Origin of the sequence: Hymenobacter qilianensis (assembly GCF_014489555.1) — a bacterium.
In the GTDB taxonomy this organism is placed as follows: domain Bacteria; phylum Bacteroidota; class Bacteroidia; order Cytophagales; family Hymenobacteraceae; genus Hymenobacter; species Hymenobacter qilianensis.
The window spans coordinates 47,704-72,055 of the sequence record NZ_CP060787.1 but is presented as its reverse complement, the minus strand read 5'-3'; the positions used below and the strand labels follow the sequence as shown (position 1 = coordinate 72,055).

Genomic DNA, 24,352 nt, shown 5'->3' with positions numbered 1-24,352 from the left:
AAGGGGCAGGCGTACCCCAGTCTCCAGCTCAGCGACTACCGCCGCGACCCCGAGGGCCGCGTTATCGTGGACGCCCGCACCGGCTACCCGTCTGCCGCCCCCCAGGACACCTACCGCGGCACCATGGTGCCGCCCTACCAGATGGGCTTCAACACCCTGCTCGACTACAAGGGCCTGCGCCTGGCCGCCCAGTTCGACTGGCGCAAGGGGGCCTTTTTGTACTCCGAAATTGCCAACCGCATGATTACCAGCGGCACCAGTCCGCTCACGGTGCAGTACGACCGCCAGCCCTTCGTGATTCCCAACTCGGTGATTGAAACGGCCCCCGGCGTGTTTATGCCTAACACTGAAGTGCCCACCCAGAGCGGCGGCAAGGCCTACTGGAACGGCTACGTGGCCCCCTACCAGGTAAACTACGCCGCCAGCGCCGACTTCCTGAAGCTGCGCGAGCTGCAAGTGAGCTACTCCCTGCCGCCCGGTCTGCTGGGCCGCCAGAAGCTAGTGAAAGAAGCGACCGTGGGCGTGGTAGGGCAAAACCTGTTCACCATCCGCGCCAAAGACAACGTGTACGGCGACCCGGAATACTCTTACAACAATACCGAAGGCTACCTGAGCTTCCGCCAAGTGCCGCCCTTCCGCAGCGTGGGCTTCACCGTCAACCTGACGCTTTAATCCGGCCGGCCACCGCTTATTTCTGTGATGATGAAACGCACGCTTACCAAGCTCACCCTGACCCTCGCCGCCCTGAGCACCCTGACCCTGACGGCCTGCGAGGATTTTCTCGACGTCAACGATAACCCCAACAAGGCCGTAGCCGTGCCCGCCGATCTGCGCTTGCCGGCCGCGCTAGTGAGCACGGTAAACGAAGAAACCGTGGCTTTGAACCAGCTAGGGGCGCTGTGGGGGGGCTACTGGGGCACCACCAACGAGGGCGCCAACCTCTTCACCAAGGAGAAAGCCTACAGCCTGGTCGCCATCACCGACGGCCGCGACGGTATTCCGTTCTGGGAAAACGGCTACACGACCCTGCTCACCTATCAGCTGCTGCGCCAGGAAGCCGAGGGCACCAACTCGCCCAACTACGCCGGCATCGCCAAGATCATGCAGGGCTGGCACTTTCTGCGCCTAGTCGATCTGTACAACAACATCCCCTTCGACGACGCCCTGCAAGGTACCGTCCGCCTCACGCCCCGCTACGAAGACGGCCAGCAGGTGTACGGCAAAGCCGTAGACCTCATCACGGAGGGCATGCAGGACATCAAAAATGCCCCCCAAACCGCTCCCCGCCCGGCCCCGACGATGTGGTATTTCAGGGCAACATGACGCGTTGGCTCAAGCTGGCCAACACCGTGAAGCTGCGGGCTTTGCTCCGCCAGAGCCAGGCCGGCACCGGCGCCTACGTGCAGGCCGAGCTGGCCAAGATTCAGGCCGAGGGCAGCGGCTTTTTGAACGCGGGCGAAAGCGCCAACGTGCAGCCCGGCTACCTGGTCACAGCCGGCAAGCAGAACCCGTTCTGGGAAGCCTACTACCGCACGGCCGCCGGCATAGTTACGGCCAACTTCACCGACCTGCGCCCTACCGAGTTTATCCTCAGCGAGTACCAGCGCCTGAACGATCCGCGCCTGGCCCGGCTGTATGCCCGCACCAGCGCCGGCCAGTACCGGGGCGTCGTGTTCGGCGCCCCGGCCACCAGCGGCACCACCTTCAACCGGGCCAACACGTCTACGTTCCTGGGTCCGCGCGAGAACAACAACCTTGCGGGGGGCTTTTTAAGAGCGCCCAGCAGCCGTCGGTGCTCTTGAGCTCGATGGAGAGCTTGTTTTTGCAGGCCGAAGCCGCGGAGCGCGGCTGGCTGGCGACGGCCACGGCCCGCAGCCTGTACGAGGCCGCTATCCGGGAGTCGTTTCTCTACCTGGAGGTGCCCGCCGCCGCCGCCGCCGTGGCTACCTACCTGGCGCAGCCCACCGTCCGCTACGATCAGGCCCCCAATAAACTGGAGCGGCTGATTACGCAGAAGTGGCTGGCCCTGAACAGTATCAGCAGCATCGAGGCCTGGAACGACTACCGGCGCCTGGGCTTCCCGGCGGCCCTGCCCAACTCCCCCCAGGCGCCCTCCCCGACGGCTCGCCCTCTGCGCCTGCTTTACCCCGAAACCGAGCGCACCACGAATGGCCCCGAAGTTGGAAAGCAAGGCTCCCTGGATGGTCTGACGGACAAAGTGTGGTGGGATCAGTAAGACCTCGCACCTAGAAACAAACGCCCCGGGCAGGCCGCAGCTACGGTTGGCTCAGACTGGAACAGCGTGTCCTCGCGCTCCCGGGTTTGTAACGCGTCCATCCCATTAGGATGAGGTGCTGGGGAGAGAAGAACAAACGGAACGGGCGCAAGCCTTCCGAGGTTTTTAGGCAGGGAACAACATCCCGTTAGTGTAGCAGCCAGCAAAGAGAAAGCCCCGGCCAATGACAACCATAAACGGGCTGCGGCTATGGTGAAATTAAAGCGAGAGAAGGAGCACAAGACTTGGCGAGAGATCGCCCAGAAACGGAATATTAATTATTTTAAAATCAGTCAGGGCCGCTCCTTCTAGGTAACTCATGCTATGCAGCTCTCTTAAGGAAGTAGTGCTCTGCAATGAGAGTATATTCATTTATTCACTTCCGCTTATCCGTTGAATGGGAAGGCAATGCGAAGCCGCCTTTTAGCCGTTAAAATGGTTTATTGTTTATGAATTCCAGCCTATTTTTATAGCACGACTGCTTCCTGATCACCTGTCCTCTGTCCTTCTCCGGAAAACCCGGTCGCGGATGTCGCGGATTTGGTCAAATATTGACGGTAATTTATAGTCCTTGACGTACCATCGCATCGGCACGGTCCGATACGTGCTGTTGCCCGCTTTGGACATCCAGTAGACGCCGTTGGAGTTGTAGATATGGTACTCGACGGCAAAGGGCACCTCGAACTCCAAACCGGTGCCCCCGACCCTCGTGTCCGCCGCCCTCATATATGTAGCACTTACTAAGCGTGCGGAGCCAGTCCCGCGCGTCGAAACCGACTCGCAATAGCGTGACCACCAAACGCCTGGTCCCGAATTGTAGATAACCTTGACGTCGGCACCCGCGCGTACTGCTCTTGTGAGATCGGCTACGGACCCCACGACAGCCGTGCCAGTGGAGTCCGTAATGTAGATTAAAGTCCAGTCGCTCATAGTATTTAAAATTAAATGGAATAACAAATATAACTTAACACCGAAATTATTTAACTTTGTTAAGATATAGGTTTACATAATACAAGTCAAGGGTTTTCAGTAATATCTTATAAGTATGATAGTTATATAAAAACATCTAGCGAATGAAGAGAAAGCCCTGGCCAACAAGAACCATAAACGGACAGGAGCTACGGTGAAATTAAAGCAGGCGATCGCCCAGAAACGGAATGTAATGCTTTCGTAACGTTTGCTTCGCTGCCGGTTCCTCCAGTACGTGGCCGTTAGGCTTATCATGCCCATTTTGTTAACCTCGGCCCGGAATCCACTGCTTTATCCCGTCGCTAGCTGGTCCTGCCCGGAAGGTTAGTACTCGACAGCGGTAACGCTAGGCACATACTCATGCGCAGCTCATCCGGACTTTCCACACGGAGCGTGTCCCGATGCCCTTGCGTGATAATATCGTACGCGAGCGAGAGGCCCAAGCCCGTGCCCTCGCCCGCAGGACGTGAGCATACTCGGAGACAGCTCTTTTAACTTTCATCGGGCTGGGCGTGAACAACGGTGTCTTTACCACTTAACGACCACCGTTAAATAGACGCTACGGCCGTCCTTTGGCAGGATCCCGGGGCTAGGACAGCCCGTGGCCCAGCGCGTGAAGTAGCGGGTATTCTCCAAGTTGTTCACGCTGCCTACCAGCTTGAGCGTGCCAGTAGCTGGGTTTAAAAGTATTCACGGGCCGCTGTTGCGACTTTGGTGATTGAGAAGGGGGCTTAGTACAAATTGTCGTAACCTAGGACACACGCGCCACCACCGGGAGCGCTATTCTTCATGGCGTCCCCACCCACTGTCTAGGTCCTATGACCTGTGTTGTAGGCCTGCTAGGAGGGAAGTCCCCCTGCGAACGGATTTGTCCTTAGCCTGGGGCGGCGTTGCCCTTAGAGGCCACATGGCCGCGAAAGAGCAGGATGTCCTTATCAAAGAGGTAAATGCCGCTTTTGTCGTCCCCGACTAGCTCGAGCTTGTCGTTGAGGGTGCGGGCCAGCGCTTCTTCCTCCAGCTGCTCCGAGACGTACCACTGCAGAAAGTTGTGGGTGGCGAAGTCCCGCTCCTGCAGGGCCAAGCCCACCAGCTCGTTGATGCTGGTGGAGACGGCGATTTCGTGCTGCAGAAAGTCCTGAAAGACCCGCTGCAGGGATTGGAAGGTGATGACGGGTTGCGCCAGGGCAGGCACCACGGCAAAGCCACCCCGCTCGTTGACGTAGCGGATGAGCTTGAGCATGTGCACCCGCTCCTCCTGGCTTTGCTGGTAGAAGAAGGTAGTCACCCCGTCCAGACCGGGCTGAATTTCGGCCCAAGAGGCCATGGCCAGGTAGGCCTGAGACGATTGCGCCTCCATGGCAATTTGTTGGTTGAGCGCGTCTTTGATGGGAGCAGTGAGCATGGCCAGGCAGCGGGATAAGACGAGGAAGAGGTTCCTAAGGGCGGGTCACGAGCCGCCTTGGTACCCGTACGTAATTTGCGCGCAAAGGGCTTCGCGCCTGGTCCAGCGCAACGCCTACCCCACCACTAGGTCTGGTCATAGGTATGCCGCTGGTCGGGCGACGTCCTGCTGGATTTGGTTGCCCTAACCCATGAACTATACAGCCTTCTTCTGCCCATCCTTCTTAAATCACCTTCCGCGGTTACTGCCCCTATGCCCCGCGGCCTTCGCCTTGCGCCGGGCATTCAAAAAATTACCCTGGCAGCATCACCTCGAATAGGACTGGTTTAGCAAACCCGAAACAAATTTTTAGAGTAGTCTAAAAATAATTGATACCTTTAGGAGAGTCTCGGCCGAACCCCTGCCCGGTACCTTCTCTCGCTTATGGGTCGAAAAGCTTTCTCCTTGTTTTGGCTGGCACCCGCCCTCGCGCTGCTGGCTTCCTGCGAAACCCTGATGACGGCCCCCCGCCCGAGGACTCCCTGCTCGACGGCCCGGTGGAAGGCCTCACTACGGAACAGTCGGGGCAGTTTCTGCGCGGCGACGTGGCCTTCAACGACGAGGTGTTTACCAGTGCCACCGGCCTGGGCCCGCTGTTCGTGAGCAACAGCTGCGGCAGCTGCCACGCGGGCGACGGCAAGGGCCACCCCACCACCACGCTCACCCGCTTTGGGCAGGTGGACAGCACGGGCAATCCCTTCGCCGGACGCCAGGGGCCGCAGCTCCAGCACCGCGCCCTACCGGGCTTTGCGCCCGAGGTGCTGCCGGCCGGCGTGGTCCACAGCCGCTTCACTCCCCGGCCAACACCGGCCTGGGCTTCCTCGACGCCGTGCCCGACGACGCGCTGCTGGCCCTGGCCGACCCCACGACCGCGACGGAGATGGCATCAGCGGCCGGCCCAACTGGATCACGGTGCCTGACTACGCCACCCTGCGGCCGGCCGCCCGGCCCCGCGCGGGCAAGTACATCGGCCGCTTCGGCAAAAAAGCCGCCGCCTACGATTTGCTGCACCAAACGGCCTCGGCTTACAATCAGGATATGGGGGTCATCTCTTTTTTTGAAGACCGCGATCCGAACACGCACAATGTGCTCGACCCGGAGGTGAGCAACCAGAAAGTGCAGGACGTGGTGGCCTACCTCAAGTTTTTGAAAGCCCCCAGCCCCGCGGAACCGAGCAGGCCAGCGTCAGCGTGCTGGCCGGCGAGCAGCTGTTCGTGCAGGTGGGCTGCGGCAAGTGCCACACCCCGGAGCTGCGCACCGGTGACTCCCCCGTGGCGGCCCTCGCTGACCGGCCCGTGCGGGCCTACACCGACCTGCTGCTGCACGACATGGGACCCGGCCTCAACGACGGCTACACCGAAGGCAGCGCCCAGCCGGCCGAGTGGCGCACCCCGCCGCTCTGGGGCCTGGGCCTCTCACCCAACTCGCAGGGGGGCAGCTACTTTCTCTTGCACGACGGCCGCGCCCGCAGCATCGAAGCCGCCATCGCTCAGCACGGCGGCGAGGCCACGGGCAGCCGCGACCGGTACGACCGGCTCAGCGCCGCCGAGCAGCGCCAGCTGGTAGACTTTCTGAAAAGCTTGTAATCGGACTCCCTTTCCTATCACCATCCTTATGAATCGTCGGCAATTTATCGGACGCGGCTGCGGGGCCTGCCTCGGGGCAGTGGCCCTGGGCACCGGGCTAAGCGGCTGCGCTACCACCCGCTACGCGGCTACCACGCTCACCGCGGACGGCGTCCGGGTGGCCCTGCGCGAGTTTGTCATTGAGGGCAGCTCGCCGGTGGCGTACCGCCCCTTCGTGGTGGTGCGCGACGAGGCCCTGCGCTTTCCTATCTGCGTGTTCCGCTTCGGCGAGACCGACTATTCGGCTCTGTGGATGCAGTGCGCCCACCAGGGAGCCGAGCTGCAGGCCAGCGGCACGGCCCTGCAGTGCCCGGCCCACGGCAGCGAGTTCGACAGCCGCGGCCAGGTCACCAATGGGCCAGCCGCCGCGCCGCTGCGCAGCTTCCCGGTCCGCCTGGCCGGCCATGACTTATTCCTGGACTTACGGGCCGCGTCATGAAGACGCTCCTGACCCTGCTGCTGCTGGCTGCGGCCGGCCCGGCCCTGGCGCAAATTGACCCTACGCTGCTGCGCGACCCCGGGCGGCTGCGCCGCGTGCCCGCCGACACTATGGGCCGGCCCCAGCTTAACCTGGATGCGGTCTACAACCGCCCGTTTCTGCAGGCCGGGCGCCTGCCCGTGGCCCTGGGCGGCTACGTGGAAGCCAACTACCAGAACGGCCGCACGGACGGCATCGGCGAGGGCCACCAGTTTCAGATGCGCCGCGTGACCCTGTTCGTGTCCTCGGCCATCAGCAAGCGCGTGAAGTTCCTGACGGAAATCGAGTTCGAGGACGGCACCAAGGAAATCAACATTGAGTTTGCCTCCGTCGACTTTGAGTTCAGCCCCCTGCTCAACGTGCGCGGCGGCATCGTGATGAACCCCATCGGGGCCTTCAACCAGAACCACGACGGCCCGAAGTGGGAGTTCGTGGATCGGCCGATTGCGGCCACCCAGCTGCTGCCCGCCACCTGGAGCAATGTAGGCGCGGGCCTCTTCGGCAAAAAGTACACCGACCGCTGGGTGTTTGCCTACGAAGCCTACCTGACCAACGGCTTCGACAACTCGGTCGTCGACAACCCCGAGAGCCGCACCTTTCTACCCGCCAGCAAGGCCAACCCCGACCGCTTCGAGGAGAACGTCAACGGGCAGCTGCTGACCACGGCCAAGGTGGCCCTGCGCCGGCAGAAGGTGGGCGAGCTGGGGCTCTCGCACATGGGCCAGGTCTATAACAAGTTCGAGGACGACGGCCTGGTGCTGGACCAGCGGCGCCGGCTCGACGTGTGGGCCGTGGACGCCAACACCACCCTGCCCGGCACCCGCACGGCCCTGACCGGGGAGTGGGCCTGGGTGCGGGTGAACGTGCCCGACAACTACGCCCCGCAGTACGGGGGGCGCCAGATGGGCGGCTTCCTGGACCTGGTGCAGCCGCTGCGCAAGGGCCGGGTGTTCGGCTACGAAAACGCGGTGCTCAATGCCGGCCTGCGCCTGGAATACGTGGACTGGAACCGGGACCGGTTCGCGGAAACGGGCGGGGCCATCGGCGACGAGACCTGGGCCGTGGTGCCGGCCCTGAGCTGGCGGCCCTCCCCCCTGACGGTGGTGCGCCTGAACTACCGCTCGCAGTGGGCCCGTGACTTTCTGGGCAACCCCGCGGTTCGGTCCGCGACGGTGCAAGTGGGACTCTCGTCTTACTTCTAACCCGGGACCAATCCAGCGACCCTTTTAGCTATGGAAATCTATTACCTCCGCGTCACCGAGGCTCAGCACATCCTCAGCGCGCTGAACCTGACAACGACCCTGTGCAGCAAGCTGGCGGCTCTAACGCTGCTGGCCCTGGCTGGCGTAGGCCCGGATACCCCGTGGGTGGAAGCCAGCGACGGGCGCAAAGGCATGGCCCGCGGCATTCGCGACTTCATGCGCACGGTGTATAACTGGCGTGAAGCTTCCACCGAACACGCGTTTGTGCGCATGCGGGGGCAGGTGCTGCAGCCGCTGGTGGCCGTGGGCCTGGTCTTGCGCAACCCCGACAACCCCACCCTGCCGTGCACCAGTCCCCGGCTGCACTTCGCCCTGACCCCGGCCCTGGTCCCCCTGCTGCGGGCCTACGGAACCCCGCACTGGGAAAAGGCCCTGGCCGCCTTTCAGCAAATGAGGGGTGCCCGCCGGGAGCCCCACCCGGGGGCTGCCCAGCCAGACCCGTTGTCGAGCTTGAGAACCTTCACCGGCGTCTAAAAACAAAAAAGCCCGGTCCTACTGGTTTACTGCCGCCGTCGCCTCCTGCGCCGCCCCGGTTACTACCCCCCGCCAGGAGTGCCCGAGCTCAACGTTTCGGGTTCAAGATGCACCGTGCTCTGGCGAATGTGGAACTCCCTGTGCAGGGCCTCTTGCAGGTATTCTATAAAGGCGGTATCGTCCTGGCGGGGCCGCACCAGGTGCACGCTCAGGGCGGTGTCCGTCGGGGTGAGGGGCCAGATATGCAGCTGATGCACCTCCCGCACGCCGGGCTGCCTCCGCAGAAAGGCGCGCACCGCCGCTACATCCGTGTCTTCCGCGCGGGTCCGCAGCAGCCGGCTCGGGGTGAGCAGGCCCCAGCAGCCGTAGGCGATGACGCCCAGCAGCACCACGGCCAGGAAAGGGTCCACCCACGGCCAGCCGGTGCCATACAGGAGGGCTCCGCCCAGCGCCACCCCAAACGATACCAGGGCATCCGTGAACAGGTACTGGCAGCCGCGGCGCCCGTTCCCCCGGACCTGCTGCCCGCGCAACAGCAGTCCGGCAGTTCCGGCGTGCAGGAGGAGGCCCGCGCCGGCGAGCAGCCCGACCAGCAGGCCACTCACCGGCTCAGGGGAGCGCAGGTAGTCCATGGTTGCTCGCAGCAGGACGCCCAGCAGGACACATAGTCCCACCGCCGTGAAGAGGGAGATTTGAATCGGCAGGCTGTGGAAGCCGTAAGGATAGCGTCCCCGGCCCGAGCGCCGGGCCGGGCGCCCGCACCACCAGGCAAGGCCCAAACAAAGCCCACTGCCGAGGTTGCGGCCGGCGTCGGCCAGGAGCGCCGCCGAATGTCCCCAGAAGCCGGCGGCCGCCTCGGCCAGGACAAAAGAAAAATGGAGGAGCAGGCACCCGCTCCAGACCAGCAGGTAGGGGGTGTCCGCCCCGAGCCCGTGGGGGTGAGCGCCCGGCCGGTGGTCGGGGCCGCGGGGCTTAGGTCCGGCGGCGTCGGAAGAAGGCAGGTGCGCCATAGGGATAGCGAAAGAAACGGGGGGCTTACTGGCAGGGTAAGGTAGTAGATGGCGCGCAGATGCGCGGCGGCAACGGGGCCTGACCGGTAGGGAGGATAGCGCACGGAACCAGCAGCGCGGAAGTGTCCTGACTAATTCGGTCCGCGCGCTGGCCGTGGAAACTTATTGCCTGCCCGACCCTGTTTCTTCGGCAGCGCGGCGCTGCTACACCGCGGTCCCCGTGCTTACCGGCCCGCTAGGCCAGTGACTGATTGACTCGCAAACCTTGTCCGGGCAGTTACCAAATTAACCCCTGGTTGTATCCTTATTGGTGCGCATTTCGTAGGTTTGCACCATCCCGTCTTGCTTGCATGCGTTTCCTCTCCATCTTTTTTGCCTGTTACCTCGCTGTGTTGGCTTGTCTGCCCTGCGTAGACCGGGAGCCAGTGCGCGCGGATAACCTGCAGACGTTGGTCACCGCGGCCTCCCAGCAGCAGGAGGCCGGTACGCATGCGGGACTGGATTGGTGCACCCCCATGTGTCAGTGTCAGTGCTGCGCGAGTACCTCGCTGCCGCTTGCCCTGGGTATTCCCCTGATCGTGCAGCCCCGGACGTATTACGCGCCCAGCCGCTTTGCCCGGCTAGCCCCCCCGGGCCCCGGCACTTGCCGGGCACCATCTGGCAGCCTCCGCAAGCCTAGTTTCCTGTTTCCTCCGGTCCCTTCTGGGAACGGGTGCCCTGTGGTGCCCGCTCCCGTGACGCGCGCACCCGTTTCGCGGTGCCCGGACCCTGCCGTCGTTGAGCCTTCCGGTGCTCCGGCCGCCCTATGTCAGGATTTCTAGCCTTTTTCCCCAGCCAGCATGTTTGACCGGCTCATTCATTTTTCCATTCACAACAAGCTCATCATTGGGATCCTGACCCTGGCGCTCATCGCCTGGGGCGGATACTCCCTGAGCCGGCTGCCGATTGACGCGGTGCCCGACATCACCACCAACCAGGTCGTGGTCTACACGGTGGCCCCCTCGCTGGCCGCCGGCGACATCGAACGGCTGGTGTCCTTTCCCATCGAGCAGAGCCTGGCCACCATCCCGGACCGGGAGGAGGTGCGCTCCTTTTCCCGCTTTGGTCTCTCGGTGGTCACCATCGTCTTCGAGGACGGAGTAGATATTTACTGGGCCCGCCAGCAGGTCGCGGAGCGCCTGCGCGAAGCCGAAAGCCAGATTCCAGAAGGCATCGGCCGGCCCGAGCTGGCCCCGGTTACCACCGGCCTGGGCGAAATCTACCAGTACCTGGTGCGCGCCAAGCCCGGCTTTGAAAAGAAGTACGGCGCGCGCGAGCTGCGCACGATTCAGGACTGGATTGTGCGGCGCCAGCTGCTGGGCACGCCCGGCGTGGCCGACGTGGCCAGCTTCGGGGGCCTGCTCAAGCAGTACGAGATTGCCCTGGACCCCACGCGCCTGCGCTCCCTGAACGTGACCATCGAGCAGGTACACCAGGCCGTGGCCGCCAACAACCAGAACGCCGGCGGCGCCTACCTCGACCAGAAGCCCACGGCCTACTTTATCCGCACCGAAGGCCTGGCCGAGAACGCAGCCGACCTGGGCAACATCGTCGTGCGCAACACCGCGGGCGGCCTGCCCGTGCTGGTGCGCGATGTGGCTGACGTGCGCCTGGGCTCGGCCGTGCGCTACGGGGCCATGACGCGGAACGGGGAAGGCGAAGTGACTGGCGGCATCGTGCTCATGCTCAAGGGCGCCAACGCCAACGACGTGATTAAAGATGTGAAAGCGCGCATGGCCACGGTGGAGAAATCCTTGCCCGAGGGCGTGGCCATCGACGTGTACCTCGACCGCTCCGAGCTGGTGGGCCGGGCCATCGGCACGGTGAAAACCAATTTGATTGAAGGGGCCCTGATCGTGCTCTTCGTGCTCATCCTGTTCCTGGGCAACTGGCGGGCGGGCTTGGTCGTGGCCTCCGTCATCCCGCTGGCCATGCTGTTTGCCATTGCCATGATGCAGCTCTTCGGCGTGTCGGGCAACCTGCTCTCGCTCGGCGCCATCGACTTTGGCCTAGTCGTGGACGGAGCTGTCATCATCGTGGAAGCCATCGTGCACCGCCTGCACGGCGGGCAGCTGCAGGTGCCGGGTAACCGCCTGAGCAGCGAGCAGATGAACGCGGAAACCTACACGGCCGCCTCCAAAATCCGCTCCTCGGCGGCCTTCGGGGAAATCATCATCCTTATCGTGTATTTGCCCCTGCTAGCGTTGGTGGGCATCGAGGGCAAGATGTTCCGGCCCATGGCTCAGACCGTAGCCTTCGCTATTATTGGCGCCTTTATTCTGAGTCTCACCTACGTGCCCATGATGGCGGCGCTGGCCCTGAGTCGCAACACGGCGCACCAACCCAATTTCTCGGATCGCATGATGCGCTGGCTCGAAGCCCGCTACCGCCCCCTGCTCGAGTGGGCCCTGCGCCGCAAGGCCGTGGTGCTGACCAGCGCAGTGGCTTTGTTTGGGGGATCCCTGCTCTTATTTCGTACCCTGGGCGGGGAGTTTATTCCCCAGCTTTCGGAAGGGGACTTTGCCGTGGAGCTGCGCACGCTCACCGGCTCCTCGCTGAGCTACACCGTGGACAAAAGCCTGCAGGCGGGCGCCATCCTCAAAAAGCAGTTCCCCGAAGTCCAGGAGGTAGTGGCCAAAATTGGGGCCGCCGAGATTCCCACCGACCCCATGCCGGTGGAAGCAGCCGACGTGATGGTGATTCTGGAAAAAGATCCGGACAAGTGGACCTCCGCGGGTAACCGCGAGGAGCTGGCCGACAAGATGGCCGCGGCCCTGAGCGTCATCCCCGGCGTTACCTTCGGCTTTCAGCAGCCCATCCAGATGCGCTTCAACGAGTTGATTTCGGGGGCCAAGCAGGACGTAGTGCTCAAGATTTACGGCGAGGACTTGCAGCAGCTGGCTTCCTACGCCGAGCAGGCCGCCCGGCTGGTGCGCCGGGTGGAAGGGGCCGAAGACGTGTACGTGGAGCAGGTCACGGGCCTGCCCCAAATCGTAGTCAAGCTCGACCGCAACCGCCTGGCCCGCTTCGGCCTCAACGCCGACGACGTGAACCGCACGGTACAGACGGCCTTCGCCGGCCAAAGCGCCGGCCTGCTCTTTGAGCAGGAGCGCCGCTTCGACGTGGTGCTGCGCCTGGCTCCCGAGCTGCGCCAGAACATCAGTCAGGTGCGCCAATTGCTCATCGCCACTCCGGCGGGCGAGCAGGTTCCCCTGGAGCAGGTGGCCACGGTGGAGCTGCAGGAAGGCCCCAACCAGATTCAGCGCGACGATGCCAAGCGCCGCATCAGCGTGGCCTTCAACGTGCGGGGCCGCGACGTGGAAAGCGTCGTGACCGAGCTGCAGGGCCGGGTGGAGCAGCAAATCAAGTTCGCGCCCGGCTACTACACCACCTATGGCGGCCAGTTCGAGAACCTGCGCCAGGCCACCGAGCGCCTGAGCATTGCCGTGCCCGTGGCCCTGGGGCTCATTTTTACCCTGCTGTTCTTCACCTTCGGCTCCCTTAAGCAGTCGGTGCTCATTTTCACGGCCATTCCCCTCTCGGCCATCGGTGGGGTGCTGGCGTTGTGGCTGCGGGGCATGCCGTTTAGCATCTCGGCCGGCGTGGGCTTTATTGCCCTCTTTGGCGTGGCCGTGCTCAACGGCATCGTGCTCATCGGCTACTTCAACCAGCTGAAGGACGAAGGCCGCACGGACCTCTATCAGCGCATTCTGGAAGGCACCCAGGTACGTTTGCGGCCCGTGCTGATGACGGCCACCGTCGCTTCGCTGGGCTTCCTGCCCATGGCCCTGTCCCAGTCAGCGGGCGCCGAAGTGCAGCGCCCCTAGCCACGGTGGTTATCGGGGGACTGGTCACCGCCACCCTGCTCACCCTGCTCGTGTTGCCGGTGCTCTACGCCCTGTCCGAACGCAAGGCGAAACCAAAGGGAGAGGAAAAGCCGCAGCCCTCCGCGGCCGTGCCGGTTTCGGTGGTGCTGCTGGTGCTCGGCGGACTGCTCAGCAGCCCAGCAGCCCGGGCGCAGGGGCCGCTGACCGCCACCCAAGCGGTGGGCCAGGCCATGCAGGCTAACGGCACGGTGCAGGCTGCCCAACGCTCCCTGGAAGCCCAGCAGGCCCTGCGCCGCACGGCTTTTGACGTGGGCCGCACCACCCTGCTGGGCAACTACGGACAGGTGAACTCGCCGCTGGCCGACAACGTGCTCAGCATCGGCCAGTCGCTGGCGTTGCCGGGCTACTACAAGGCCCAGGCGGGCCTGAGCCAGGCCCAGATTGCCACCCGTGAGCAGCAGCTCCGGCAGGTCCAGGCCGAGCTGCGCCGGCAGGTGCGCCTGACCTACGAGCAGGCCGTGTACGCCCGCCACCGCCTGCGCACCTTGCGCGGGCAGGACAGCATCTATGCCGAGTTTTTGCGCGCGGCCCAGCTACGCTTTAAGACCGGGGAAGTAAACCGCCTGGAGCCAGCTAACGCGCTCATCCAGCACGGGGAAACCCAGAACCTGCTGGCGCAGGTCCAGGCAGACCTGGTGGTGGCGCAGCGGCAGCTCCAAGCCCTGCTGCAAGCTCCCCAGCCCGTGGCCGTGGCCGACAGCACGCTGCAGCGCCTCGCGGCCCCGGCAGCCCCAACGGACACCGCCCAGCTGGCCACGACGCCCCAGGCGCTGGCGCTGCGGCAGCAGCTGGCCGAGCGCCGGGCCGAAACCCGGGTGGAGCGGGCCCAGGGCCTGCCCCAGGTAAACGTGGGCTACACCAACCAGACCCTGCGCGGCACCTACGAGGTGGACGGGCGTTCCCAGACCTACGGGACCGGCGACCGGTTCCAGAGCGTGCAGGCCGGCGTAGCCATTCCCCTGCTGCGCGGGGCCCAGAAGGCCCGGGTGCAGGCCGCCCAGCTGCAGGAGCAGGTGGCCACGGCCCAGTACCAGCGCTACCAGGCTGAGGCCGCCGCCCGGCTGGACGAGCTGCGCGTGCGCCTGCAGGAGCAGCAGCGGCGGGTGCAGTTTTACGAGCAGACGGGCTTGCCTCAGGCCGCGACCATCGTGCGCCTGAGCCAGCTCTCTTACAAGGCCGGCGAAACCACCTACTCCGAACTGCTCCTTAACCTGGAGCGCGCCCTGAGCGTGCGCACGGCCTACCTGGACGCCGTGCTTGCGCACAACCAAACCGTTATCGACCTGGACTACCTGCTCGGCACGGCGGTCCAATAACCCATCTCTCGACTTGATCCATATGAAGAACCTAGCATCCCTAGCGTTGCTGCTGGCCCTGACCCTGGCCGGCTGCAGTAAGGAAAATGAAACCGCCGACGCGGACCACGCTGAGACCACCACCGAGGCCGGTGGTCATGCCGGGGAAGAAGCGCACGAAGGGGAGGAAGCCGCCGACATGGTGACCCTTTCCACCGCCGAGCAGCAGGCTGGCGGGCTGAAAACCGGTCCCCTGGCCTCCCGCCCCATGGGCGCGGGCCTGGCCGTGAACGGCACGCTGGACGTGCCGCCGGAAAGTGCCGTCAACATCACGGCCCCCTGGGCGGCTTCGTGGACAATACCGAACTACTGCAGGGCGCCCGGGTGCGCAAGGGTGAAGTGCTGGCCACTATCCGCAACCCCGAGTTTGTGACCCTGCAGCAGGACTACCTGGAAACCCGCGCCCGCTTGGAGTATGCCCGCACCGAGCTGGCCCGCCAGAAGGAGCTCTACGAGCAGGAAGTAGCGCCCCAGAAAAACTACCAGCGCGCGCAGGCCGACTACCAGGCCCTGCAGGTGCAAACCAATGCCCAGGCGGCCCGACTGCGGCTGGCGGGCCTGCCGGTAGGAGGAAAGATAGTCACCACGGCTAGCGTCCGCGCCCCGCGGGCCGGCTTCGTGCGGGCCGTGAACGTGACGGTGGGCCAAGCCGTGACCGCCACCGATGCCCTGTTTGAAATCGTGGACCCCGAGCACCTGCACGTGGAGCTCACCGTGTTTGAGCGCGACGTGGCCCGGGTGCAGAACGGGCAGCTCATTCGCTTCACCCTGGCCAGCGACTCCACTGGCTCCCGCCGCGAGCGCACGGCCCGGGTATACCTGGTGGGCAAAGCCATCGGGGAGGACCGCACCGTGCGCGTGCACGGCCACCTCGACCAGGAAAACGACCCGGCCCTGCTGCCCGGCCTCTACGTGCGGGCCCTGATTGAAACGGGCCGCACCCAGGCCCCACCCTGCCCGACGCCGCCCTAGTACGCTTTGAGGGCCAGAGCTACGCCTTTGCCGTGGAAGCCTCCGGCCGCTACCGCCTGGTGCCCGTGACACTGGGGCGCAGCGAGGACGGCTACACCGAAGTCACCCTGCCGGAGACCGTGCCGGCCACCTCTACCTTCGTCACGGACGGCGCCTACTCGCTGCTAGCCAAGCTGAAAAACGCCGAGGAGGAAGGTGAGGGCCATTGAGGCCTTTCTCCTCCAGCAACCAACCTTCTTCCCGGAACCAGGCAGTACCTACAACCCCTGACCATGGTTATTCTGGCGGGACTCTACGAAATCGGGGGTAGCTCCCGCTTCTGGCAGTGGCTGAAGGCTGACCGACCCGGGTGGATGGGGCTCCTGGGCGCCATCCTGCTCGTACTCTACGGCTGGGTGGCGACGTGGCAACCCACTGCCTTCGGCAAAACCTACGCCGTCTACGGCGGCATTTTCGTGGTCATGTCCAGGGCGAGGGGCTGGTACTTTGATGGCTTCCGAGCGGACCGGTCCGACTTGCTGGGTGGAGCCATCCTGCTGCTGGGCCTGGCCGTAATCTTGTTTTGGCCCCGGTCCTGACCGGCCCTTTGGTAGTAGCTTAATCCTATTCCCCACCGCTGCGCTTTTACTATGGCTCATCCCCTCGAAGACACCCTGATCGCCAAGCAGATAACGCCCACGGCCATGCGCCTGCTGATCTTAGACGTGCTGGTCCAGCAGTCGGCGGCGCTGAGCTTGGCCGACGTGGAGGCGTTGCTCCAGCCCGCCGACCGCATCACCGTGCACCGCACCCTGAAAACCTTCACCGACAAAGGGCTGGTGCACCGCATCGAGGACGGCAGCGGCGCCGTCAAGTTCGCCCTGTGCGAGCCCCGCTGCACGCCCCAGCACCACCAGGACTTGCATGTGCATTTCTTCTGCACCCGCTGCCGGGAAACCGCCTGCCTGCCCGCGGTGGCCGTGCCGGTCATTGCCCTGCCCGAGGCCTACCAGGTGCAGGAAACCAGCCTGGTGATGAAAGGCCTCTGCCCCGCTGCGCGGGCGACTCGCCAACCGCTGCTTAAACAATGCAATAGCATTGCATCGCCCGGAGCCCGAGGTTTGTCCTCGTAACCGGCGGTGCCTCTTTCCTGACCGCTTCCCATGCTTGAACTACTTACCGGTGCCTTTGTGCTAAGCCTCCTCCACGCCGCCATTCCCAACCACTGGGCCCCGGTGCTGGCCGTGGCGCGGGCCGAAGGCTGGCCTTTGCGGCGGGCGGTGGGCGTGACGCTGGTGGCCGGGCTCGCCCACGTGCTCAGCACGGTAGGCATCGGGGTGGCGCTGGGTTTGCTGGGGTGGCGCCTCTCGGCCCGCTTCGAGCAATTTGCCAGTTGGATTGCGCCGCTACTGCTCATCGCCATCGGCCTACTCTACGCCTTTTCCGGCCCCGGTCATACCCACCCTGACCCGCGGCCCGTGCGCCGGCGCACCCCGCGCCGGCGCCTAGTAGTTGGGCTGGCCGCGACGATGTTTTTGGCCCCGTGCCTGGAGATTCAGACCTTCTTTTTAGCGGCCGGCACCCACGGCCCGGCGGCCCTGGCCCTGCTGATGAGCGTGTATTTGCTGGCCTCCGTGTCGGCCATGTGTACGCTGGTAGCGCTGGCCCATCGCAGCCTGCAGGGCCTCAACGTCGATGGACTGGCCCGGCACGAGCGGCAGCTGACGGGCGCGGTGCTCGTGCTGGTGGGCGTGGCCGGCTTTTTCGTGGACTGGTAGCCGCCGGCGGACCGCTCCCATATTTTTTTTAACCAGACGCTTCTTTTCCTATGCCTGATCCAACCTCCTCCAACACCGACGAAGAGCTCAACACCGCCAAGCAGGTGCAGCTCGAAAACGTGGGCGCCCTCACCCGCGAGCAGCTCACGCCCGACGCGGCCGCCAATCCCGAAGGCCACGACGTGCCCGGTCACGACCACACGGGCCACCACCACCCCGCCGGCAAAAAGATGGTGGACCTGGCCGGTAAGGCCGCCGACGAGCACGCCGGCCACGACCACGGCGACGGGGAACACGACCACGGCCCGGCGGGGGACAACCCCTACCTGTGGCCGGGCGTGAGCCTCGTGCTATTGCTCAGTGGCCTGGCGCTGGACTATTTCGACGTGGCCTGGTTTACCGACTACGTGCGCCTGGGCTGGTACGGGGTGGCCTTCCTGCTCGTGGGCTGGAAGGTTATCCGCTCGGCCCTGCAGAGCATCCCCTCGGGCAACATCTTCAATGAGTTTCTGCTCATGAGCATCGCCACGCTTGGGGCCTTTGCCATCGGCGAGTACCCCGAGGGCGTGGCCGTCATGCTGTTTTACACCGTGGGCGAGCTGTTCCAAGACGCGGCCGTAAACCGGGCCAAGCGCAGCATCCGGGCCCTGCTCGAGATTCAGGCCACCGAAGTCACCGTTATCCGCGATGGGCAAACGGTGGTCCTGGACCCCAAGCAGGTAGTGGTGGGGGACACCATCGAGGTCAAGCCGGGCGAGAAAGTAGCCCTGGACGGCACGCTGACCAAAGGGCCGGCTTCGTTCAACACGGCAGCCCTTACGGGCGAATCGGTGCCGCAGACCAAGCAGGCCGGCGAAGTCGTACTGGCCGGCATGGTCAACCTGGAGTCGCTGATTCAAGTGGCCGTGACGGCCACTTACCAGGATACCAAGCTGGCCAAGATTCTGGCTATGGTGCAGGACGCGGTGGGCCGCAAGGCCAAGACCCAGCAGTTCATCACCCGGTTTGCCAAGGTCTACACGCCCATCGTGGTGGCCCTAGCGGTGCTGCTGGTGCTGGTGCCCTACTTCGTGGTGGACGACTACGTGTTCCGCACCTGGCTCTACCGGGCCCTAGTATTCCTGGTCATTTCCTGCCCCTGCGCGCTGGTCATTAGCATTCCGCTGGGTTACTTCGGCGGCATCGGCGCCGCGTCCAAAAACGGCATCCTGTTCAAGGGCTCCAACTTCCTGGATTTGATGCGCGAGCTCGACACGGTGGTCATGGACAAGACCGGCACGCTTACCCAGGGCGTGTTTGCCGTGCAGCAGGTGCAGCCGGCCGCCGGCCTCGACGCCCCGCAGCTGCTGCGCCTGGTGGGCGCGCTGGAAACCAAGTCCACCCACCCCATTGCCAAGGCGGTCGTGCTGCATGTGGGCGCGGCGGCCACCGGGGTACCCGTCGAAAACGTGGAGGAAATCAGCGGCCACGGCATGCGCGGCCGCGTGGACGGGCGCGACGTACTGGCCGGCAATACCAAGCTGCTCACCAAGTTCAGCGTAGCCTACCCGCCCGAAGTCGATCAAATCGTTGACAGCATCGTGGTAGCGGCCGTGGACGGCCAGTACGCCGGCTACCTGACCGTGGCCGACGCGCCGAAGGAAGATGCCGTCCGCACGGTGCAGGAGCTGCGGGCCGACGGCATCACCAAAATCGTGATGCTCTCCGGCGACAAGGACAGCATCACCCAGCGCGTGGCCAAGGAGTTAGGCATTGACGAAGCGCACGGCGGCCTGTTGCCCGAAGACAAGGCGCGCTACGTGCAGCAGTACAAGGACGGGGGCCGCAAGCTGGCCTTCGTGGGTGACGGCGTGAACGACGCCCCCGTGGTGGCGCTGGCCGACGTCGGTATCGCCATGGGCGGCCTGGGCTCCGATGCCACCATCGAAACGGCCGATGTCGTCATTCAAACCGACCACCCGAGCAAGATTGCGACGGCCCGCCGCATTGCCCGCGCCACCCACGCGGTCGTGTGGCAGAACATCTGGCTGGCCTTTATTGTAAAGGGCATTGTCCTCATTCTCGGCGCCGGCGGCCTAGCCACCATGTGGGAAGCCGTCTTTGCCGACGTGGGCGTGGCCCTGCTGGCCATCCTCAACGCCGTACGCATCCAGCGCATGGACTACGCCACGCCGGGCACGGGCGGCACGCCCCGGGCGCGGCGCCCCCGGTGGCCGCCCTGCGCCCGGAAAACGAGTCGGTAATAGAAAAAATGCCGGAGGAGCTACGACAGGGCCCCCACCCCCGCTAAGCCCGTGCGCATCCACCGCTCGACACTGTTAGACTGCTCCTTGGAACAGGCCTGGCAGGCCGTGCTCCAGCCCCGGCTGCTGTTTTACGTGGCCTGGCCCGTGCTGCGCTTCCGTCCCGTCACGCCCCCGCAGCTGCCGGACACGTGGCAGGACGGCAACTACCTGGTGCGCCTGTACCTGGGCGGCTGGCTGCCCCTGGGCACCCAGTGGATGGTGATTTCGCAGGATGCCACGCGTTTCTGGCTACGCGACAACGGCCACGGCCCCCTGGCCCGCGGGTGGGACCACCACATTACGCTGCGGCCGACCGGCGCGGGGCAAACCTGGTATACCGACGAGGTTACCATCCACGCGGGCCTCTTGACGCCGCTGGTGACGGGCTTTGCCGCCGGGTTTTACTGGTGGCGCCAGCGGCGGTGGGTCCGACTCGTGCGCCGTGGGTTCGCCTTTTAATTTTTCGCGCAGCATCCGCTGCCTTAGTAAGTAATTCACTTTCCTACCCCACACCCCATGAGCAGTAGCCACGGCATGAGCGGCAGCGCCGCCGGACGCAACAAGCGCCAGTTGACCATCGTGTTTTTCCTGACCCTGGCCTACCTGGTCGCCGAAGTCGTGGGCGGTTACCTCACCGGGAGCCTGGCACTGCTGGCCGACGCGGGCCACATGCTCACCGACGTGGCCGGCGTGGGCCTGGCGTTGCTGGCCATCCGCTTTGCCGAGAAGCCCGCCACGCCCGAGCGCACCTACGGCTACTACCGCTTCGAGATTCTGGCGGCCCTCACCAACGCGGTGGTGCTCATCCTGATTTCGCTCTACATTCTCTACGAGGCCTATTTTCGCTTTCTCGACCCGCCCAAAGTGGAAAGCACCTCCATGCTCTGGGTCGCCAGCGTGGGCCTAATTATTAATCTGTACTGCATGTACCTGCTGCGCCAGGGCAAGAGCGAGAGCCTGAACATGAAGGGCGCCTACTTCGAGGTGCTCTCGGACATGCTCACCTCCATCGGCGTCATCGCGGCGGGTATCATCATGCTCACCACCGGCTGGTACTACGCCGACCCGCTGCTCTCGGCCTTCATCGGCCTGTTTATCCTGCCCCGCACCTGGACCCTGCTCAAGGAAGCTGTGGGCGTACTGCTGGAAGGCACCCCGGCCGACGTGAACCTGGAAGCCCTGCGCCAGGGCCTGCTGGCCGAGCCGGGCGTGGCCGCCGTGCACGACCTGCACGCCTGGTCGCTCACCTCCGGCGTCAATGCCCTCAGCGCCCACGTGGTGCTGGCCGACGGGGCCCTGCACGACGAGGTGCTGGCGCGGGCCCATGCCTACGTGACGGGGAAGCACGCCGTGCAGCACGCCACCATTCAGGTGGAGCGCGGCGACTTTGCCCGGCACGAAACCCACTTGTAAAAGTCCCCAGCTCCTTTCCCACCCTTCATTCGCTCCCACTCCGCTCATGCCCGCTACTTCCTACGACGTTCTCATCATCGGCTCCGGCCCCGGCGGCTACATCGCGGCCGTGCGCTGCGGGCAGCTGGGCCTGAAAACGGCCCTCATCGAAAAGTATCCCACCCTGGGCGGCACCTGCCTCAACGTGGGCTGCATCCCCAGCAAGGCGGTGCTCGAATCCACGGAGCTCTACCAGAAAGCCACCCACCAGTTCGCCGAGCACGGCATCGACGCCGATAACCTGCGCGCCGATTTGCCCCGCCTGATGGACCGTAAAGACAAAGTCGTGAGCAAGGTATGCGACGGGGTGGTGTACCTGATGAAGAAAAACAAGGTGGACGTCATTCACGGCGTGGCTTCCTTCGTGGACGCCACCACCGTGCAGGTCGTGCCCGCGGCAGGGAACGGTGGGGAAGCGCAGCAGCTCACGGCCAAAAACATCATCATCGCCACCGGCTCCAAGCCCAGCACCCTGCCCTTCATCACCCTGGACAAGGAGCGCGTCATCACCAGCACCGAGGCGCTAGCCCTGCGCGAGCTGCCCCGGCACCTGATTATCGTGGGCGGCGGCGTCATCGGCCTGGAGCTGGGCTCAGTGTACGCCCGCCTGGGCAGCCAGGTGTCGGTCGTGGAATACACCGACGCCATCATCCCCACCATGGACCGCACCCTGGGCAAGGAGTTGCTGCGCTCTTTGAAAAAGCAGGGCCTGGAATTCTACCTGTCCCACAAGGTCACGGCCGTGACGCGGGAAGGCGAAACGGTGAAGCTGACGGCCACCCCGGCCGCCGGCGGCGCCGACCTGCAGCTGGCGGGCGACTATTGCCTGGTCTCGGTGGGCCGCCGACCCTACACCGACGGCCTGAACCTGGCCGCGGCCGGCGTGGAAGTGGACGAGAAGGGCCGAGTGAACGTCAACGACGAGCTGCAAACCAACGTGCCCGGCATCTGGGCCCTGGGCGACGTGGTGCGCGGGGCCATGCTCGCGCACAAGGCCTCCGACGAGGGCGTGTTCGTGGCCGAGCGCATTGCTGGCCATGCCCCGCAAGTCAACTACCTGCTCATTCCGGGCGTGGTCTATACCTGGCCCGAGGTGGCCGGCGTGGGCTACACCGAGGAGCAGCTGAAAGACCAGGGCAAGGCCTACCAGGTGGGCACCTTCCCCTACTCGGCCTCGGGCCGGGCCGTGGCCGGGTCGGACACTGAAGGGCTGGTGAAGGTGCTAACCGACGCGCAGACCGACGAAATTCTGGGCGTGCACATGATCGGCGCGCGCATCGCCGACATCATCGCCGAAGCGGTAGCTGTGATGAGCTTCCGTGGGGCGGCGGAGGACGTGGGCCTGATGTCGCACGCCCACCCCACCTACGCCGAAGCCTTCAAGGAAGCCTGCCTCAACGCGGCGGGCATCGGGGCCCTCAATATGTAAGCTGCCCGCGTCCCTTCTCCCCCTCGCGCGCGCCGGCAGCCCCCGACGGGGTGTTGGCGGTTTTGGTTGTTCCCGTCGGCGTTCTCCTAACTAAGCCCTGTCATTCATGTTGCGCCTTCGCTTCGCTCCGCTTCCTTTCCTTTGTTTACTTTCCACGCTGGCCCTGAGCGGGTGTGACCAAAAGCCAGCACCCGAAGCCACGCCGCCCGCGCCCCTCCCGCCCCCGTCGCACGGGGACGCCCGCGAGCCGGTAACCCACTTCGATCCGCCGGGAGAACCGGCCACGGCCCGCCGCATTGTGGCGGCCCTGGGGGACGAGGTGCGCCACAACAACTCGGTGGAAAACTCCGACCACATCTTCCTCCACCTGCTGGAGGTGTACCACCACAGCGGCCTGGACCTGGCACAGGCGTACCTGCGCGGGGGTAAAAATGCGGCGCTGCGCCTGGCCGCGGATACCTTGCGCCACCGCAGCGAGCGCAATCTACAGGAGCTCGAAGCCCTACGCGTAAACCAGCACCGCCCGGGAACCGACTTCCGGGCGACGTCTCCTACCCAGGTGCGCGCCCTGCAACAGGCCCTGCAACGCGTTCACCGCCCGCTGGCAACGCCCGTGCCGGCGGGCACACCCGACGAGGAGTTTGCGGCCCTGGCGGCCTTGTTTTACCAAAGTGGCCTGGTGCTGGCCCAAACCGAGCTGCGCTACGGCCGGCAAGCCCAACCAAAAACCCTCGCCGCGCACTGGTTGGCCGCGCAGCAGCGGGAGCTGGAAGCCTTGACCGCCGGGCAACGGGCGGCCCGGCCCACGCCCTAGCGGCCCAGCCGGGGGTTAGCTTCGCGTAAAGACAATGAATTTCTGGCCCGGCAGCACCCCCATGAAGCGGGCTGTTACGGCTTGCCGGGGGCGTCGCCCCGGCTCACCTTCCACTGGGGCCACAGGCCGAGCCAGCTGTTTTTCCAGGCGGCCCCGGTTTTGGGAACCGACGCCAGGGCTTGGGCGTGCGCTTTTATCTGCGCATAGGCCGCCGGCGTCAGCCGGGCCGTGACCTGGTAGAGGTCGAAGGTTGGCTTCTCAAACGTGGCGGTTAACTGGAAACCGGGTCCCTGCGTGATGAGAAACTTGCGCCCCAGCCGATCAGGCTCTGGGCGGCTTGCGCGGACGAAGGGCTTGAGGCGACTGGCAACCAGCTTCTCCGGCACGTCCTTGCTTAGTAATAGCTCTACCAGCAGGTCAAAGAGCTGAACGGGTGACTTCTCGACGGGGGAACTGCTCATGGGGGCACGGTAAAGCGGGGGCGCGCAAGCTACGCACTGGCTCGTTTCCAGAAAACCACTGCCGCCCTCCACCATCCCCCGTCCGAGCACGCCCCCACCCGGGGGGGGGAACTATGAATACCCGCGTTACCGGAGCGCTCCCCCGACTTGTTTGTTGGGGGAGTAGCAGGTACTGCACAAGTCCCAGTCAGGGTTCTATTCGATGGCCGGTGAGCGGGGCTTGAGCTGCTCTGGTAGCTGACCATGTTTCGCCACCTTTACCGTCAGCTGCTCATCAACGGCTAAGGAGGTGACATCATACGGAAGAAACTGCCAGGCAACGGCTTCGAGTTGGCACGTAAACAACTGGCACCCCCTGTTGAGCATG

Annotated in this window: 23 protein-coding genes and 1 pseudogene; 21 read left to right on the top strand and 3 right to left on the bottom strand. The window is 64.7% G+C overall.

Translation table 11 applies throughout. From position 1 onward, the window contains the following. Window positions 1-699 precede the first annotated feature (699 nt). Genes H9L05_RS25560 through H9L05_RS25550 form a run of 3 tightly spaced genes read left to right on the top strand, consistent with a single transcriptional unit; the run spans window position 700 to window position 2,236 of the window. A complete protein-coding gene (locus tag H9L05_RS25560) occupies window positions 700-1,323 on the top strand; it encodes a SusD/RagB family nutrient-binding outer membrane lipoprotein (protein WP_262892742.1) in 624 nt (207 codons plus the stop codon). Next, on the top strand, window positions 1,320-1,802 hold the full coding sequence (locus H9L05_RS25555; RefSeq protein WP_262892741.1) for a SusD/RagB family nutrient-binding outer membrane lipoprotein: 483 nt from the start codon (window positions 1,320-1,322) through the stop codon (window positions 1,800-1,802). Before H9L05_RS25560 ends, H9L05_RS25555 begins: the two co-directional genes overlap by 4 nt. A 5-nt stretch (window positions 1,803-1,807) precedes the next feature. Then, window positions 1,808-2,236 carry a SusD/RagB family nutrient-binding outer membrane lipoprotein gene (locus tag H9L05_RS25550; RefSeq protein ID WP_262892740.1) on the top strand — a complete coding sequence of 143 codons (429 nt, stop codon included), beginning with the start codon at window positions 1,808-1,810 and terminating at the stop codon, window positions 2,234-2,236. 1,882 nt (window positions 2,237-4,118) lie between these two features. Here the strand turns inward: H9L05_RS25550 and H9L05_RS22580 are convergent. Next, the gene (locus H9L05_RS22580) at window positions 4,119-4,646 is read right to left on the bottom strand and encodes a ferritin (protein ID WP_187734645.1); all 528 of its coding nucleotides are present in this window, start codon (window positions 4,644-4,646) and stop codon (window positions 4,119-4,121) included. A 368-nt stretch (window positions 4,647-5,014) separates the two neighbouring features. Here H9L05_RS22580 and H9L05_RS24515 point away from each other — a divergent pair, with 368 nt between their 5' ends. From H9L05_RS24515 to H9L05_RS22560, 5 genes are all read left to right on the top strand, one after another. Continuing rightward, a complete protein-coding gene (locus tag H9L05_RS24515) occupies window positions 5,015-5,605 on the top strand; it encodes a di-heme oxidoredictase family protein (RefSeq protein ID WP_223285046.1) in 591 nt (196 codons plus the stop codon). Between the two features lie 270 nt (window positions 5,606-5,875). After that, complete coding sequence (locus H9L05_RS25540; RefSeq protein ID WP_262892739.1) at window positions 5,876-6,271, top strand: di-heme oxidoredictase family protein; 396 nt, start codon at window positions 5,876-5,878, stop codon at window positions 6,269-6,271. 28 nt (window positions 6,272-6,299) lie between these two features. Further along, entirely contained in the window at window positions 6,300-6,749 is a 450-nt protein-coding gene (locus H9L05_RS22570; protein WP_187734644.1) for a Rieske (2Fe-2S) protein, read from the top strand. Then, window positions 6,746-7,990: a hypothetical protein gene (locus H9L05_RS22565; protein ID WP_187734643.1), complete on the top strand. Its 1,245-nt coding sequence runs from the start codon at window positions 6,746-6,748 to the stop codon at window positions 7,988-7,990. Before H9L05_RS22570 ends, H9L05_RS22565 begins: the two co-directional genes overlap by 4 nt. Before the next feature lie 30 nt (window positions 7,991-8,020). Beyond that, complete coding sequence (locus tag H9L05_RS22560; RefSeq protein ID WP_187734642.1) at window positions 8,021-8,524, top strand: hypothetical protein; 504 nt, start codon at window positions 8,021-8,023, stop codon at window positions 8,522-8,524. 62 nt (window positions 8,525-8,586) lie between these two features. Here the strand turns inward: H9L05_RS22560 and H9L05_RS22555 are convergent, their stop codons facing one another. Then, the gene (locus tag H9L05_RS22555) at window positions 8,587-9,534 is read right to left on the bottom strand and encodes a cation diffusion facilitator family transporter (RefSeq protein WP_187734641.1); all 948 of its coding nucleotides are present in this window, start codon (window positions 9,532-9,534) and stop codon (window positions 8,587-8,589) included. A gap of 350 nt (window positions 9,535-9,884) precedes the next feature. On the opposite strand from H9L05_RS22555, the gene H9L05_RS22550 reads away from it, so the two are divergent. The 13 genes and pseudogenes from H9L05_RS22550 to H9L05_RS22490 all read left to right on the top strand — a co-directional run bounded on the left by H9L05_RS22550 (window position 9,885) and on the right by H9L05_RS22490 (window position 23,524). Further along, a complete protein-coding gene (locus H9L05_RS22550) occupies window positions 9,885-10,355 on the top strand; it encodes a DUF6660 family protein (RefSeq protein ID WP_187734640.1) in 471 nt (156 codons plus the stop codon). A gap of 18 nt (window positions 10,356-10,373) precedes the next feature. Continuing rightward, window positions 10,374-14,776 (top strand): annotated as a pseudogene (locus tag H9L05_RS22545) (CusA/CzcA family heavy metal efflux RND transporter). Window positions 14,777-14,798: 22 nt separating this feature from the next. Next, window positions 14,799-15,188 carry a hypothetical protein gene (locus H9L05_RS22540; RefSeq protein ID WP_187734639.1) on the top strand — a complete coding sequence of 130 codons (390 nt, stop codon included), beginning with the start codon at window positions 14,799-14,801 and terminating at the stop codon, window positions 15,186-15,188. After that, window positions 15,140-15,787, top strand: a complete 648-nt coding sequence (locus tag H9L05_RS22535; protein WP_262892738.1) for an efflux RND transporter periplasmic adaptor subunit — start codon at window positions 15,140-15,142, stop codon at window positions 15,785-15,787. The genes H9L05_RS22540 and H9L05_RS22535 overlap by 49 nt, the downstream gene beginning before the upstream one ends. 32 nt (window positions 15,788-15,819) lie before the next feature. Beyond that, window positions 15,820-15,996 (top strand): hypothetical protein, encoded by a 177-nt coding sequence (locus H9L05_RS22530; protein ID WP_187734637.1) that lies wholly within the window; start codon window positions 15,820-15,822, stop codon window positions 15,994-15,996. 63 nt (window positions 15,997-16,059) lie between these two features. Further along, on the top strand, window positions 16,060-16,365 hold the full coding sequence (locus H9L05_RS22525; RefSeq protein ID WP_187734636.1) for a YnfA family protein: 306 nt from the start codon (window positions 16,060-16,062) through the stop codon (window positions 16,363-16,365). A gap of 51 nt (window positions 16,366-16,416) precedes the next feature. Beyond that, complete coding sequence (locus H9L05_RS22520) at window positions 16,417-16,899, top strand: Fur family transcriptional regulator (protein ID WP_187734635.1); 483 nt, start codon at window positions 16,417-16,419, stop codon at window positions 16,897-16,899. A 30-nt stretch (window positions 16,900-16,929) separates the two neighbouring features. After that, on the top strand, window positions 16,930-17,544 hold the full coding sequence (locus H9L05_RS22515) for a hypothetical protein (protein WP_187734634.1): 615 nt from the start codon (window positions 16,930-16,932) through the stop codon (window positions 17,542-17,544). 50 nt (window positions 17,545-17,594) lie between these two features. Further along, window positions 17,595-19,787 (top strand): heavy metal translocating P-type ATPase, encoded by a 2,193-nt coding sequence (locus H9L05_RS22510; RefSeq protein ID WP_223285045.1) that lies wholly within the window; start codon window positions 17,595-17,597, stop codon window positions 19,785-19,787. A gap of 108 nt (window positions 19,788-19,895) precedes the next feature. Next, on the top strand, window positions 19,896-20,288 hold the full coding sequence (locus H9L05_RS22505) for a hypothetical protein (RefSeq protein ID WP_223285044.1): 393 nt from the start codon (window positions 19,896-19,898) through the stop codon (window positions 20,286-20,288). A gap of 57 nt (window positions 20,289-20,345) precedes the next feature. Continuing rightward, window positions 20,346-21,242 carry a cation diffusion facilitator family transporter gene (locus H9L05_RS22500; protein WP_187734632.1) on the top strand — a complete coding sequence of 299 codons (897 nt, stop codon included), beginning with the start codon at window positions 20,346-20,348 and terminating at the stop codon, window positions 21,240-21,242. Window positions 21,243-21,288: 46 nt separating this feature from the next. Beyond that, window positions 21,289-22,710: a dihydrolipoyl dehydrogenase gene (gene lpdA, locus H9L05_RS22495; protein WP_187734631.1), complete on the top strand. Its 1,422-nt coding sequence runs from the start codon at window positions 21,289-21,291 to the stop codon at window positions 22,708-22,710. Between the two features lie 106 nt (window positions 22,711-22,816). Beyond that, window positions 22,817-23,524, top strand: coding sequence for a DUF305 domain-containing protein (locus H9L05_RS22490; protein WP_187734630.1), 708 nt, complete (start codon window positions 22,817-22,819; stop codon window positions 23,522-23,524). Window positions 23,525-23,598: 74 nt separating this feature from the next. On the opposite strand, the gene H9L05_RS22485 is transcribed toward H9L05_RS22490, so the two are convergent. Further along, window positions 23,599-23,985, bottom strand: coding sequence for a hypothetical protein (locus H9L05_RS22485; RefSeq protein ID WP_187734629.1), 387 nt, complete (start codon window positions 23,983-23,985; stop codon window positions 23,599-23,601). Window positions 23,986-24,352: the final 367 nt, after the last annotated feature.